General features: G+C 60.7%; 10 protein-coding genes. 6 read left to right on the top strand and 4 right to left on the bottom strand.

What is annotated here, in order from left to right; all coding sequences use genetic code 11:
* Window positions 1-165: 165 nt before the first annotated feature.
* A complete protein-coding gene (locus tag AC1A0G_RS11450; protein ID WP_476529852.1) occupies window positions 166-1,140 on the bottom strand; it encodes a LysR family transcriptional regulator in 975 nt (324 codons plus the stop codon).
* Window positions 1,141-1,493: 353 nt separating this feature from the next.
* Here AC1A0G_RS11450 and AC1A0G_RS11445 point away from each other — a divergent pair, with 353 nt between their 5' ends.
* On the top strand, window positions 1,494-1,649 hold the full coding sequence (locus AC1A0G_RS11445; RefSeq protein WP_476529850.1) for a hypothetical protein: 156 nt from the start codon (window positions 1,494-1,496) through the stop codon (window positions 1,647-1,649).
* Between the two features lie 1,104 nt (window positions 1,650-2,753).
* On the opposite strand, the gene AC1A0G_RS11440 is transcribed toward AC1A0G_RS11445, so the two are convergent.
* The 3 genes from AC1A0G_RS11440 to AC1A0G_RS11430 form a co-directional block, all read right to left on the bottom strand.
* Complete coding sequence (locus tag AC1A0G_RS11440) at window positions 2,754-4,010, bottom strand: ABC transporter substrate-binding protein (protein WP_476529848.1); 1,257 nt, start codon at window positions 4,008-4,010, stop codon at window positions 2,754-2,756.
* An 834-nt stretch (window positions 4,011-4,844) separates the two neighbouring features.
* A complete protein-coding gene (locus AC1A0G_RS11435) occupies window positions 4,845-5,768 on the bottom strand; it encodes an ABC transporter substrate-binding protein (RefSeq protein WP_476529846.1) in 924 nt (307 codons plus the stop codon).
* Window positions 5,749-6,102 (bottom strand): hypothetical protein, encoded by a 354-nt coding sequence (locus tag AC1A0G_RS11430; RefSeq protein ID WP_476529844.1) that lies wholly within the window; start codon window positions 6,100-6,102, stop codon window positions 5,749-5,751. Before AC1A0G_RS11430 ends, AC1A0G_RS11435 begins: the two co-directional genes overlap by 20 nt.
* Window positions 6,103-6,344: 242 nt before the next feature.
* Here AC1A0G_RS11430 and AC1A0G_RS11425 point away from each other — a divergent pair, with 242 nt between their 5' ends.
* The 5 genes from AC1A0G_RS11425 to AC1A0G_RS11405 all read left to right on the top strand — a co-directional run bounded on the left by AC1A0G_RS11425 (window position 6,345) and on the right by AC1A0G_RS11405 (window position 12,183).
* Window positions 6,345-7,376 (top strand): LacI family DNA-binding transcriptional regulator, encoded by a 1,032-nt coding sequence (locus tag AC1A0G_RS11425; protein ID WP_476529843.1) that lies wholly within the window; start codon window positions 6,345-6,347, stop codon window positions 7,374-7,376.
* Between the two features lie 585 nt (window positions 7,377-7,961).
* Window positions 7,962-8,903 carry a carbohydrate ABC transporter permease gene (locus AC1A0G_RS11420; RefSeq protein WP_476529841.1) on the top strand — a complete coding sequence of 314 codons (942 nt, stop codon included), beginning with the start codon at window positions 7,962-7,964 and terminating at the stop codon, window positions 8,901-8,903.
* A 64-nt stretch (window positions 8,904-8,967) separates the two neighbouring features.
* Window positions 8,968-9,834: a carbohydrate ABC transporter permease gene (locus AC1A0G_RS11415; protein ID WP_476529839.1), complete on the top strand. Its 867-nt coding sequence runs from the start codon at window positions 8,968-8,970 to the stop codon at window positions 9,832-9,834.
* A 159-nt stretch (window positions 9,835-9,993) separates the two neighbouring features.
* On the top strand, window positions 9,994-11,160 hold the full coding sequence (locus AC1A0G_RS11410) for a beta-galactosidase (RefSeq protein WP_476529837.1): 1,167 nt from the start codon (window positions 9,994-9,996) through the stop codon (window positions 11,158-11,160).
* Window positions 11,161-11,214: 54 nt separating this feature from the next.
* Window positions 11,215-12,183, top strand: coding sequence for a family 43 glycosylhydrolase (locus tag AC1A0G_RS11405; RefSeq protein ID WP_476529835.1), 969 nt, complete (start codon window positions 11,215-11,217; stop codon window positions 12,181-12,183).
* Window positions 12,184-13,641 lie beyond the last annotated feature (1,458 nt).

Raw genomic sequence — 13,641 nt, 5'->3', positions numbered from 1 at the left:
CGCGCCGCGGCCGCGGGCGACACCGGCGATCGCCGCATGTTGCTTAGACGACCTATAAGCAAACGAATAGGTCGGCGGTTCCCTCCCTGTCATTTCGACCGAGGCGATAGCCGAGCGGAGAAATCTCTTCCCGACAACGCCTTAGGGCGGTATGTCGCACCTGCTTCAGTGCTCAAGCAGCGGCTCGGCCGCCCACCGCAGCTCGTCGCACAGCGCGCGCACGGCCGGCCGAGCATCGCCCCGCCGCGTGATGATGCCGACGCCGCGCCGCGCGTACGGGTCGTCGATCGGGCACAGCGTGAGGTTCGCCGGCAGCGGCGCCATCGAGGCGAGCCTGGAGACGATGGATACGTTCTCACCGATCGCGACAAGGTTCTGCGTGGTCGCATAATCGTCCACGCAATACGTGATATTCGGCTTGAAATCCTCGCGCGCGGCCATGCTCAGCAGGTTCGTCTGGCAGAACGGGCAGCCGGCGATCCAGTTGCATGGTGCGAACGTACGCAGCTTGACCGGCGTGCCATGCTCGCGGAACCGCCTGGCCGAGGCGAACGTGCTTTTCATGAGCAGCAGCAGCGGATCGTCGCCCAGATAGTCGAAGTTCAGCTCGTCGTCGATCACGAGATATTGCGGGATGCTTTCGTAGCGGAAGATCACCGCGCAGTCGGCCGTGCCCTGCGTCACGGCTTCGATCGCCTCGGGCGGTTCGGCCTGTGCGAGACTCACGTCGATCGGCGAGTCGACGCTGAGTTTGGCGAGTGCTTTCGACACGATCGTCGAGCAGATCGACGGCGGTGCGAGCAGTCGCAGCGTGATGTCGGCACGACGCTGGTATTCGCCGAATTCCTTGCCGGCCTGCGCGAGCCGCAGCGCGATGAGCTCGCCGTGTTTGGCGAGGATCATGCCGGCCGCGGTGAGCTTGACGCCGCGGCCCTCCCGTTCCAGCAGCGCGCAGCCGCAGTCGCGTTCGAGCTTGCGCACCTGCTGGCTGATGGCCGGCTGCGACCAGCCGAGCGCGCGTGCGGCGGCCGACAGCGATCCTTGCGTTTCGATATTCCACATGGTGACCAGCAGGTTCGGGTCGAATGACGGACATTCGACACGCCGATCGTCGGCGGTTGCGTTGGGCGTGGTGCTCATATCCGTTCTCCTTATGGATGTGGTCATGGACGTTCGCGAGGCGTGCGTGAGCCGTTCGCGAGGACGCATGATTGCGGCGGTCTTGCGGGGTGCGGCGGCTGCGGACGGTGCCTCGATGTGGGTGAATCGGTCCTGATATCTCGATCATAATCGGTTCCGTTATCCCGATCATAGCGGTGATGCCGGCATGGACGAATGATTTGACACGATTGAATTACGTGAGGTATAACGTAAAACAAACCGTAGTTAATCGAGTCAATTTTGTGTGACGCAGTGTATGGGAGATCGGATTGGCGTGGCGATGAGGCTACGGTATCCGCGCGCTCGCGCGAGCGCAACCCAAGGAGAGCATCATGGAGCACAAGGAAATCACCGGCAATATCATCCCGGCCGGCAGTGCGGCCGCACGCGGCATCCGCCGCGCGATCAAAGTCGCCGTCGCATCCGCCGCCGCGCTCGCCATCCGCTACATTCGCCGCCACCGCATCCCCGATCCCGCGGTGTGCTGATGCCTAAAAGGTGTTGGTGCTGAGAGGCGCGCGCCCAGTGGATGGCCGCATGCCACTGGCCACATACCGTGCGTCTCAGCTCCGTTGCGTGGCATTGCTGGTAGGAACGTCGGGCGCTATCTCGAATATCACGCGAGAGGGTTTGTCCGCGTGATGTTTGTGCTGGGAACGGTTGGGCATTATCCCGAATGTCACGCAAAAAGGACTATATGTGTGATGTTTTTGCTAGGGGTATCCGGTCTCTGGCAGAAATATCACGCAAGGGTTGGATTTGCGTGATGGTTGTGATAGGAGAGGATGGATACCAGCCTGAACATCACGCGATCGACCTTGTTTGCGTGATATTTCTGCTAATAACGGCTGGATACTATCCCGAATATCACGCAGGGGGGGGGCTTCCGTGATGTTTGCGCTAGAGGGTTCCGGCTATGCGCAAAAACATCACGCGATTGGCTGTGTTTGCGTGATGGTTGTGCTAGGGGTGGTTGGTTGCTCGCCTGAACATCACGCGGAGATGGTGGGGTGCGTGATGATGGCTGCCTGTGATGTCACACTTTGGTCATATTGGGCTTGCGAGGTAGGGTGTGCGCAGATTTTTTGTCACGCCTGTGCGAATGAGGATGATTTTGTGATTGTGTGACATCGCGGTCATGATGTCTGATGCGGTGCTGCTGGAGCATTGTTGATATTTCAAGGATCGTGGATCATGTGGATTGTCACGCATTGCCCGAATCGCATCCAATCATGGTGGGTGTGACAATTCCGTTGTCACATCTTGCGGCGAATCATCCATCCGTTCGGAGTATGACAAAACATTGCGCCACGTCCTGTGGTGAATCATCCATCCACGCAGAGTGTGACAATTCCGTTGCTGCACTCTGCGGCGAATCATTCATCTGTGCGTAGTGTGACAGAACATCAAGTCACACCTTGCGGCGCAAAGCCCCTTTTCATCTCATTCGTGACAGCCAAACGGCAGACATGGCGATGGCGGCGTGCCCAACAACGCACACACGCGCAACGCAAAAAAGCGGTGGTCCGGTTCCCGAAGGAGTCGACCCACCGCTTACCAGGAAGGAAGGAAAGGTAGAGAGGAGAATCAGATCAGGACAGGGACTTGAGCTTCTCGTCCATGTTCTTGGCGGTCTGCGCCGGGGTCTGCTGGCCTTGCACGAGGAGCTGGAACTGCGCGGTCCACTCGGTGTTGATCGCGTTCTTCTTCGGACCCCAGTCGTTGACCGGCAGGTAGTACTTGCTGGTCAGCAGGCCGTTCTTGTACACGTCGGTGTAGCCCGGGTCGACCTCCTGGTTGTAGCCCTGCACGGTGACGATGTTGCCGGCCTTGGCCTGCAGGTCGAGCGCCTCCTTGGAGACCATGAATTCGAGCCACTTCTTGGCCGCGTCGGCGTGCTTGGTCTTCGCGTAGATCGCGTAGCCCGGCGACGGCGAACCCGCGCCGTAATTGGCCTCCCCACCCTCGAACGTCGGCACCAGACCCATCTTCCAATGCTGTCCGCCCTCGTTGAGCTTGGTGAAGTCCCATGCGCCGGTGATGAACATCGCCAGTTCGCCCGCGTTGAACTGCTGGACGATCTGGTCACCGCTGACGCCGACCGAATCACGGGATTCAATGTCTTCGTCGTACAGCTTGTACCACTGGTTCAGGCAGTCGGTGTATTCGGCCGAGAACGTGGTGGTGCCATCGATGATCTTCAGGTCGCCGTCCTTGTTGCCCTTCTTGGAGTACTGTCCGCCGAGGCAGGCGGCCACGAGGTGCGGGGTCTCGTCGATGTGCTCGAGGAACGGCGTGATACCGGCCGCCTTGAGCTTCTTGCACAGCTCGAGGAACTCGTCCCACGTGGACGGGATGCCGGTCGCACCGACCTTCTTGAGCAGATCTTCGTTGTAGACGATGCCCGACTCCCACGAGGTGATGGACACGCCGTACACCTTGCCGTTGGCGGTCAGATAGTCCTTGTTGGCCTGCGCCACGTTCTTCATGAATGGCTCATTGGTCACGTCCATCACCAGTCCGCTCTTGACCTTCTGGTCATCGCTGGCGTTGCCGAGCGTGAACACGTCGGGCGCCTGGCCGCCGGAGAACCGCTGGTTCAGGATCGAGTCCTTGTCGCCGTTGTTCGGTGCGCTGGACTGGTCGACCTTGATGTTCGGGTACTTCTTCTCGAACGCCTCGATGTACGGTTTCATGGCCTCGTCGTTGTCCCACGTGAACATGGTCAGCGTGGTCTTGCCGTCCGCCGAAGTGCCACTGTTGCCGGAACCGCATGCCGCCATCGGCGCGATCGTGGCGACCGCCGCGACCGCCGCCACCGCTGTCTTGACGAAGGTGTTGCGCTTCATATCCGTTCTCCTCACTGCGATCTGCTGCGATCGCATCCTCAGCTATATCCACTGCGATATCCGTAGTTTGAAACGATTATTTGAACCGTGTCAACTGCGTTGGTACAGTTATACACCCTCGAATTGAATCGAGTCAAATCATGACTGTTTTGATGATTGAAATAGGCGGATGTGTGACGATAAACGAATCGCGCGTCACGTACGGAAAAACTTGGAAAATCAACGGAAACGATGATTGCGGCGATGATGATGCCGAACTGCCGCATCGGCGTGTCGCGCGCGGTGCGTCTGTGATTGTGGGCGGATTTCGTCCGCGTTGTTGTCGGCGGCTGGCGCCGCAAGTACCCCAACCCGGCGCTTCGCGCCACCCTCCCCTGAAAGGGGAGGGAAGTGCTACGGGTTTTCCTCCTTCTCGGGGAAGTCGGAATGGGTCGTCGATGGCCGCCGCCCCGCCCCTTTCCTTTTCTCGGGAGAGAATTGAGTGCGGACCGTTGGAGGGTGTAAGGACGCCGTTCTTTCCTAGAGGGGAAGGCGTTGCTCGGTTTTCGCTTGTGCCGTATATGGTGATTCTTCCCTGATTGGGGGAGATCTCCACCTTTCCCTCCCCTTTTAGGGGAGGGTGCCCGGCGGAAGCCGGGCGGGTTGGGGTACCCGCGGCGAAGCTGCGCAACAACAACGCGGCCGTCAGGCCGTCCGCATCGCAAAAGGAGGTGTTTCGATCTTGGATGATCGAAACACCGCCTTGGGTGTGTGGTTGGGGTGCGCCCTGCTTGAGTTGACTGGGGTCAGATGGGCTGAGCTAAGCCCAGCTCATCCGCCCCCAGCTCATTCCGCTCAGCTCAGCGAGGCCAGCTTGGCGTCCATGTTCTTCGCGGCCTCCTCCGGGGTGACCGAACCCTGCACGAGCAGCTGGGACTGTGCCGTCCACTCGGTGTTGATCGCGTTGTTCTTCGCGCCCCAGTGGGTCACCGGCAGGTAGTACTTGCTCTCCATCAGGCCCTTCTCGTACACGTCGGTGTAGCCGGGGTCGACCTCCTGCTTGTAGCCCTTGACCGTCACGATGCTGCCGGACTTGGCCGTGATGTCGAGCGCCTCCTTGGACGTGATGAACTCAAGCCACTTCTTGGCCGCGTCCATGTGCTTGGTCTTCGAATAGATCGCGTAGCCCAGCGACGGCGAACCCGCGCCGTAGTTGGCCTCGCCGCCCTCGAACGTCGGCACGAGGCCCATGGCCCAGTTCTGGCCGCCCGCGTTCAGGTTCTTGAAGTCCCATGCGCCGGTGATGAACATCGCCAGCTCGCCTGCGTTGAACTGCTGCACGATCTGCTCGCCGCTGACGCCGACCGAATCGCGCGTCTCGAGATCGCGGTTGTACAGCTCCATCCACTGATTGAGGCAGTTCGGATACTCCTTGGAGAATGTGGTCGTGCCGTCGATGATCTTCAGATCGCCCTCGGTGTTGCCCTGCTTGGCGTACTGGCCGCCCAGGCAGGCCGCCACAAGGTGCGGCGACTCGTCGATGTGCTCGAGGAACGGCGTGATGCCGGCGTCCTTGAGCTTCTGGCACAGGTCGAGGAACTCGTCCCACGTCTCCGGGATGCCGTCATAGCCGACCTTCTTGAGCAGATCCTTGTTGTAGACGATGCCCGATTCCCATGAGGTGGCGGACACGCCGTACACCTTGCCGTCCTTGCCGAGGTACTCCTTGTTCGCCTCGCCGAGGTTCTTGACGAACGGCTCATCGGTGATGTCGAGCACGAGGCCGCCATTGACCTTCTGATCGGAGGCCGCGCTGCCGAGGAAAGAACACGTCGGGTGCCTGGCCGCCGGAGAATCGCTGGTTCAAAATTGAGTCCTTGTCGCCGTTGTTGGGCGCGCTGGACTGGTCGACCTTGATGTTGGGATATTTCTTTTCGAAGGCCTCGATGTAGGGCTTCATGGTTTCGTCGTTGTCCCACGTGAACATGGTCAACGTGGTCTTGCCGTCCGCGGACGCGCCGCCGCTCGTCGACCCGCAGGCCGCCATCGGGATGATCGTCGCGCCGACCGCAAACGCGGCCACCGCCGTCCTGATCCACTGGTTGCGCTTCATTGCTGTTCTCCTCATTGCGATCGTCCGCGATCGCCTCTTCTTGGTTGCCATCTGCTGCGATGACTGTCGCTTCGGATTGGTTGTTGATGGTGGCTGTGTTCCGAAGCTGTCGTTTAACGTTATATGCCACGATTTTAATCGTGTCAAATTCTGCGGTACGATACTTACATGACACGATTCAACCTAGGTTTCCCAACGGTCGAAAAACCTAGGAATCACAGCCGATCAGAAGGAGTCCGAACATGGTGACCATCAATGATGTGGCGAGGGCCGCCGGCGTGTCGCGGGCGACGGCCTCCTATGCGCTGCGTGGCGACCCGCGCATCGCGGCACCCACCGCAAACCGCGTGCGCCGCGCCGCAAGCCAGCTGCGATACACCGCCAATCTGTCCGCGCGATCGTTGCGCTCGGGCCGCAACGGCGTGATCGGCGTTGCGATCTACGAACTCGACCGTCCGTATCCGGCCGAGATGAGCGCCGCGATGTCGAACGAGATCTCGCGCCGCGGCTGCCAGCCGATCGTGCAGCAGATCTCCAATTCCAAGGAAGGCGAGATCGCGATCCTGCAGCGTGTGACCAGTCAGCTGTGCGACGGCATGATCTTCAGCCCGGGCGGCGTGGGCGACCAGGAACTCAAGATACTCTCGCACGGCAAGCCGATGGTGCTGCTCGACGATAGTTCCCTCGCGCCGGTGTTTGACTCGGTTGACACGCCGTGCGAGGAGGGTGCCGCCGCCGCGATCCGGCATCTGATAGACGTTGGTTGCCGCGACATCGTGGTGATCGGACCGGACTATGGGCTGCTGGATGATCCGCGCAGCGCCGCCGGCGTGGAGGGGCGACGGCTGCGCGGCTGCCTGACCGCGTTCGGCGAAGCCGGGATGATGGATGACGACATCGCTGACCGGTTCGTGCATACGCGATGGAACGCCGACGAGGCGCGGCGGTGCGCCCGTGATCTGGTACGTTCGGGCCGACGGTTCGACGGTGCGTTCTGCCTGACCGATACGACCGCGATGGGATTCATTCGCGGACTTGCCGACTGCGGCGTGCGCGTGCCCGACGACGTGGCCGTGATCGGATTCGACGGCATTGCCGCGGGCGCGAATCTTGTGCCGTCGCTCACCACGATCGGCGTCGATCTGAACGACCTGGCCCGCAAGGCCGTCGACCTACTCATGGACCGCATCTGCGAGGACCCGGCCAACCCAATCCCGCCCCGTCGCATCACCGCCACCTACCACCTCACCCAACGCGAATCCACCCGCCGATAATGGCTGGTGCTCAGTCTCTTCCGGGGGCGGGGCCTCGGCTGATTTGGCAGAAAGCTTGCGTCTCTGCCTCCTTTGAAGGAGAAAGAGACTGTCGGCGGTCCGTTCCAATGCGATCGATCTCTGCTTCCCCTGAAGACGGGCTTGTTGCCGATTGCCATTCGCCCGCTCCCTCTGGGGAGCTTGTCGGTCATGACTATCACGGGTAATGGAACGCTGTGAGTTCGCTCCCTCTGAGGGGGCTCGCCGATTGCCGCCCGCCCTCACCTCTGCTCCCCCTGAAGGGGGATCTGTCGGCGCGGCCGACTGAGGGGGTGAACACCCCATCGCGTCCCCTCCCAACGAATACATAACAAAGAAAACCCCGCGACACGGTTTGACACGATTCAAACCTATGGTGTATAACATAACCATCACGGTTTTGAAACGGTTCAAATAATCGTTTCAAACCGCAGGCTTCACCGAAGACAGTCATCGAGGCGATCGTTGCGGATCGCAGTGAGGAGAACGGAAATGATCGGTTCGATCAACCCACCCGGCCAGCCGCCGATGTCCGTCGTCAATACGTTCCAGGGAATCGAGTAAACAATGAGCAATCAAGCAACCGGCGTCGTGCTGAGCGCCAAGGATCTCGACAAGCGCCGTCGTCACCGCAACTTCATGGAGGATCTCTCCGCGTTCTGGTTCCTCCTGCCGATCATCGCCTGCTTCGTGGTGCTGCTGCTGGTGCCGCTCATGCAGACCCTGTACTTCTCGTTCACCGACTTCGACGGTCTGAACCCGAACCCGAACTGGGTCGGCGGCAAGAACTACGCCAAGGTCTTCTCCGACTCCTCCATCCTGCAGGGCCTCGGCTTCACCCTCGCCTACGCGATCCTGACCACCCTGCTGGTCACCGTCATCGCCATCCCGCTGGCCGTCCAGCTCAACAAGCGCTTCCTCGGACGCAACTTCGCCCGCTCGCTGTTCTTCTTCCTGTCCGTGCCGTCCGCCGCAGTGCTCGGCATGATCTGGAAGTTCATCTTCTCGCCGCTCAAGTCCGGCCTGATCAACTCGATCCTCGGCGCGATCGGCCTCGACCCGATCCCGTGGCTGTCGAACTCCCGCCTCGCCCAGTTCTGCGTGATCTTCGTGGCCGTCTGGGCGCAGATCGGCTGGCACGCCACGCTGTACCTGGCCTTCCTGCAGTCCATTCCGTCTGACCTGTACGAACAGGCCCAGGTCGACGGCGCCAGCCCGATGCAGCAGTTCGTGCACATCACCCTGCCGCAGCTCGTGCCCGGCATCGTCACCTCCACGTTCCTGCTCATGTCCGGCGGCCTGAAGGTCTACGATCTGCCGTTCACCCTCACCAAGGGAGGCCCGGGCTACGCCACGAACACCGTCTCGCAGGCCATCATCACCCGCGGCATCGGCATGAACGAGTACGGCATCGCCTCCGCGCTGTCCGTGCTGTTCGCCATCGCCATGCTCGTAGTCACGTTCGCGCAGCTCGGCGTCTCCCAGCTCATCGCCAAGCGGTTCGAGTAGGCATCGCCGCCACATCGAACAGGCAATCGAAAGTCGTAATCGGATACCAAACAAGAAGGTCGTTATGAACAACACTGTCGCTAAGTCCAAGGGACTGGGCAAGTCCGGCCGCGAACGCGTCGGCTACTGGGTACGCACGGTCGTCATCCTCATCCTCGCGCTGATCTGCGCCGTACCGCTGTGGTACGTGGTCATCAACACGTTCAAGACGTCGAAGGACATGATGGCGCATCCGCTCGCGCTGCCGGAAGGCGCGTGGCAGTTCGGCAACTACGTCACCGCGTTCGAGAACCTGCCGCTGGTGCAGGCGTTCGGCAACACGCTGTACGTGACGATTCTCGGCGTCGCGTTCCAGGTGTTCATCGGATCGCTCGCCGCATACGGCATGATCATCCGCAACTCCAAGTTCACCGCCGCAATCGGCGCGATCCTGATGATCGCGTTCGTCATCCCCGGCCAGGCCACACTGATTCCGCTCTACCGCATGGAGGCGCAGACCGGCCTCGTCAACACGCTGACCGGCTTGGTCGTGCTCTACTTGGGCGGTTCGGTGTTCTGCTACTTCCTGATCGTCGGCTACATGCGCAAGCTGCCGTTCGAACTGGTCGAGGCGGCGCGTATCGACGGCGCGGGCCCGTTCCGCATCTACTGGACGATCATCCTGCCTCTGATCCGCCCGATCCTGACCACCGTGGTCGTGTTCCAGACGCTGAGCACGTGGAACGACTTCATGAACCCGAACGTGTTCCTCTCCTCGGGCGACAAGAAGACGATCGTGCTGCAGGTCTACAACGCGGTCGGCGAGTTCAGCACCGACTGGACCACGTTCATGACCATCACCGTCATCTCCCTCATCCCGGTCGTCGTCTTCTTCATCTTCTGCCAAAAGTGGATCGTCGCCGGCCTCGCGGCTGGCGCGGTTAAGGGCTGAGCCGTTAAGCGGACAGTCCGGTGGACTGTCCGTAGGCTCAGCCTGAGCGAGGCGGTAGCCGAGTGAAGGCAGCATTGAGCCCGAGCGTAGCGAGGTCCTTAATTGCAGGGCCGCAGGCGACGCGTCATATCGCCGTAAGTCTGATATAAGGAGCCATCAATGAACCGTCGTTGGACCCAAGCCGAGATCTGGTCGTGGTACCGCGACCACGACTGGATCTCCGGCTGCAATTACTCACCGAGCACCTCGCTCGGCGGCATGTTCGCGCTGCTGCAGGACTACGATCACGAAACCATCCGCCGCGAATCCGCCAAGGAGATCGCCCTTGCCGCATCCGTCGGACTCAACTCGGTGCGCGTCTTCCTGCCGTTCGAAGTCTGGCATCACCAGCGCGACACCTTCTTCGCGCACCTCGACGAGTTCCTCGCCCTGCTCGATTCCTACGGTATGACCCTCATGCCGGTCATCTTCAACGACTGCCGTCCGCCGAAAAGCCAGTACCGCGAACCGGTCTTCGGCCCGCAGCCCGAACCCAAGCCCGGCTTCTTCGGCGGCACCGACGAGAACTCGTTCGACACGGCCACCCAGACCGGCAGGCGCGTCGGCTACAGCGTCTTTGACGAACCCGACATGCAGCCGGTCGCCGAACAGTACGTGCGCGACCTCGCCCGGCACTACGGCAACGACCCGCGCATCCTCATCTGGAACGTGTGGAACGAGGTCGGCAACTCCAGCCGCGACCGCATGTCACTGCCGCTCATGCGCAAGGCGTTCGCGTGGCTGCGCGAGGAGAACGTGAGCCAGCCGCTCACCGCCGAAGTCTGGGGCGCGCAGATGCCCGACGACGCGTCGTACTACGAGTGGCTCAACAACCCACACTTCTTCGGCGACATCGATCGCGAAAGCATCGAACTGTCCGACATCGTCACATTCCATTACTACGGCGACTACCTGCATTCCAAGCGGCTGATCGCGCTGCTCAGGCAGTTTGGCCGGCCGATGATCAACACCGAATGGATGCACCGCCCGTTCGCCAGCTGCATCGAAACGCACCTGCCGCTGTGGAAGCGCGAGGGGATCGGCAGCTACTTCTTCGGATTCGTCAATGGCAAGTCGCAGCTCAACGTCGTGTGGGACTTCATCAAACCGTATCCGAGCGTCGACCAGACGCTGTGGATGCACGACATCTTCCACGCCGACTTCACCCCATACGACCCCGACGAAATCGCCGTGCTGCGAGCCTGCAACGCCGACAAGACTCTGCCGGACTCGTGCTCCGTTTTCTTGGCTCCCCCTTCAGGGGGAGCTGTCAGCAGAGCTGACTGAGGGGGTCAACACCTGCCGCATCCAACTGTCACCCGTATTGAAAGGACCATCATCATGACCACCGTTCTCGAACCGCCCGTCACGCGCGCCGTGCCGTACGATCAGCTGCCGCATCGCGTCAACGACACCGTGCTCGCCACCAATCCGCTGCACCGGTACTGCGCCGACCCGAACCTCGCGATCTTCGACGGCCGCTACTTCCTGTACTGCACCGACGACGGCGTGGACGACTGGCAGACGACGTGCTTCAGCGTGTACGTGTCCGACGATCTCGCCTCGTGGGAGCGCTACCCGGCGCTCGACCTGCGCGACGTGCCGTGGTGGGACGGTACCGACGGTGCGTGGGCGCCGAGCATCGTGCAGCGTGCGGATGGCAAGTATGTGTTCTATTTCGTGGCCGGATCGCAGATCGGCGCGGCCGTGGCCGATTCGCCGTACGGGCCGTTCGTGCCCGCTCCGGAGCCGATCGTGCGGCGCGGCACGCATCAGTGCCATACGATCGATCCCGGCGTGTTCGTGGACAAGGACGGCATGCGCTACCTGCTGTTCGGCAACCGTCGCGCATGGGCCGCGCCGCTGGGCGACGACTGTCTGTCGTTCGACGAATCGCAGGCGTTCTCGTGGGTGCCGGGCGATTTCCGCGAGGCCATCTGGATTCACGAGCGCAACGGCATCTACTATGCGAGCTGGTCCGAGAACGACGCGAACGACGAGAACTATCAGGTGCGCTACGCGATGGCCGACTCGCTGCACGGGCCGTGGAGCGAGCCGCGGCCGCTCATCGACTTCGACCCTGCGCACAAGCTGTACGGCACCGGGCACCACAACATCGTGAGCATCCCCGGCACCGACGAATGGATCGTGGCCTACCACCGCTTCGCCTACAACCCGGCCGGCCGCTGGGACGGCGGCAACGGCTTCCACCGCGAGGTCGTCTTCGCCCCGCTCGTCCACCGCGCCGACGGCTCCTTGGAACCGATCCGCCCGCAGGTGGGTTCCTACATCCGCTCCCTCGCGTTCTAAGTTGGCATCAGCTGTGCCAAGTGGCTTACTGTCTCCGGCTGTGGCGCGGTGATGTCGTACCGTCTCTGGTACGTACAGCAGTCGCACTGCCTTTGGCATGTGCGGCAGTTGCGCTGCCTCTGGTACGTGCGGCAGCCATATCGTCTTTGGTTCGTTCGGCGGTCGTATCGTTTCTGACATGTGCGGCGGTCGTATCATCTCTGGTACGTACGGTGGTCATATCGTCTTTGACGCGTACGGCATTATTCGTATCGCCTCTGATGTGTACGTCAGTCGTATCGCCTCTGATTGCGATGCTGCCCGCCGTGCGAATGTCCATCTACTTCCGTGATTTTTGTGCTACTACCTACCGTCTACTATCCCAAATATCACGCAAATCAGCCTCCTGGCGTGACATTTGGGATAGGACCGCTTGGCCGCTAGCGGGAACATCACGCGAACAGGCCCGTTTGCGTGATGTTCCCGCTAGTAAAGGGTGAGTCCCATCTCGAACGTCACGCTAGGAGGCTGATTTCGCGTGACGTTTTCGCTAGTAGGGGATGGGGCTGCCGGAATATCATGCCTGCATTTTCGCTGCTGCGATGCCTGGGCAGAAGTGGACTGATAATAGCTCGTACATCACGCCAGCCATACGGCTAGGCTAGCGACGTCCGCGTGGCGAAATCGGTGTGCTTGCCGATCTGCGGATCGCATGCGCCACGCTGACTGCGATATGGTAAGTACAGTGCCGTCTGCCGGAGGTTTTGGCAGTTCGCTTCGGCCATTTCGCCCCGCTTGGTGCTTCATCATCTGTTGTTGCCCCTGATGCGCATGATGTTTCGTTTGTTGTTGGTTGTGTGTTATTCCCTGTGCGAATTCCCGTTACTCGGGTTATTGCCGTGACATTTTGGCTGCTATCCGCCATCTACTATCCTCGATGTCACGCGAATCGGGTTCTTTACGTGACATCGAGGATAGTTTTACTCAGTTACTGGCATAAATGTCACGCAAATATATCCACTGCGTGACGGGGCGCTATCCTCAATGTCGCACAAGATGAGGCTTCTTAGCGGTCGTAATCTGGCAGCATATATTATGGCAAGGTGTTTTGCTGTGTCATACGGTCCTGTGTTGGAAAATGAATGAAATCGAGGAATTGCAGTACGGTCATGCCTTGTAAATGCTGCACTTTCGAAGTGTGTTCTCCGCACCCGCGGGGATGATCCCACGCGGCCCACGTACTTGTCGTCGCCCATGCTGTGTTCCCGAGCCTGCGGGGACGGGTTCGGCGTCAGGAAAGGCCGGGCCGGACGCTCACACTAAAACCCTCCAGCACGCCAGTGACTCGCACGAATAAGACACACAATTTGGGTTAAGTAAAGAAAAGTGTGTCTTAAATCTGGGGTGAGGCTTACTGCGGATTCGTGTGTCGGGGTGCGATTAACGGTTCGGGTGTTAATCCGTCCGGGTGCTTGACTT

Source organism: Bifidobacterium sp. LH_230, from assembly GCF_056357555.1.
Note: the sequence above shows the minus strand (reverse complement) of the source record. Positions and strands in the feature narration are given on the sequence as shown.

Coding starts and splice junctions, on each gene's coding strand:
- AC1A0G_RS11450 (WP_476529852.1), bottom strand. CDS start 1,140: ATGAGCACCACGCCCAACGCAACCGCCGACGATCGGCGTGTCGAATGT.
- AC1A0G_RS11445 (WP_476529850.1), top strand. CDS start 1,494: ATGGAGCACAAGGAAATCACCGGCAATATCATCCCGGCCGGCAGTGCG.
- AC1A0G_RS11440 (WP_476529848.1), bottom strand. CDS start 4,010: ATGAAGCGCAACACCTTCGTCAAGACAGCGGTGGCGGCGGTCGCGGCG.
- AC1A0G_RS11430 (WP_476529844.1), bottom strand. CDS start 6,102: ATGAAGCGCAACCAGTGGATCAGGACGGCGGTGGCCGCGTTTGCGGTC.
- AC1A0G_RS11425 (WP_476529843.1), top strand. CDS start 6,345: ATGGTGACCATCAATGATGTGGCGAGGGCCGCCGGCGTGTCGCGGGCG.
- AC1A0G_RS11420 (WP_476529841.1), top strand. CDS start 7,962: ATGAGCAATCAAGCAACCGGCGTCGTGCTGAGCGCCAAGGATCTCGAC.
- AC1A0G_RS11415 (WP_476529839.1), top strand. CDS start 8,968: ATGAACAACACTGTCGCTAAGTCCAAGGGACTGGGCAAGTCCGGCCGC.
- AC1A0G_RS11410 (WP_476529837.1), top strand. CDS start 9,994: ATGAACCGTCGTTGGACCCAAGCCGAGATCTGGTCGTGGTACCGCGAC.
- AC1A0G_RS11405 (WP_476529835.1), top strand. CDS start 11,215: ATGACCACCGTTCTCGAACCGCCCGTCACGCGCGCCGTGCCGTACGAT.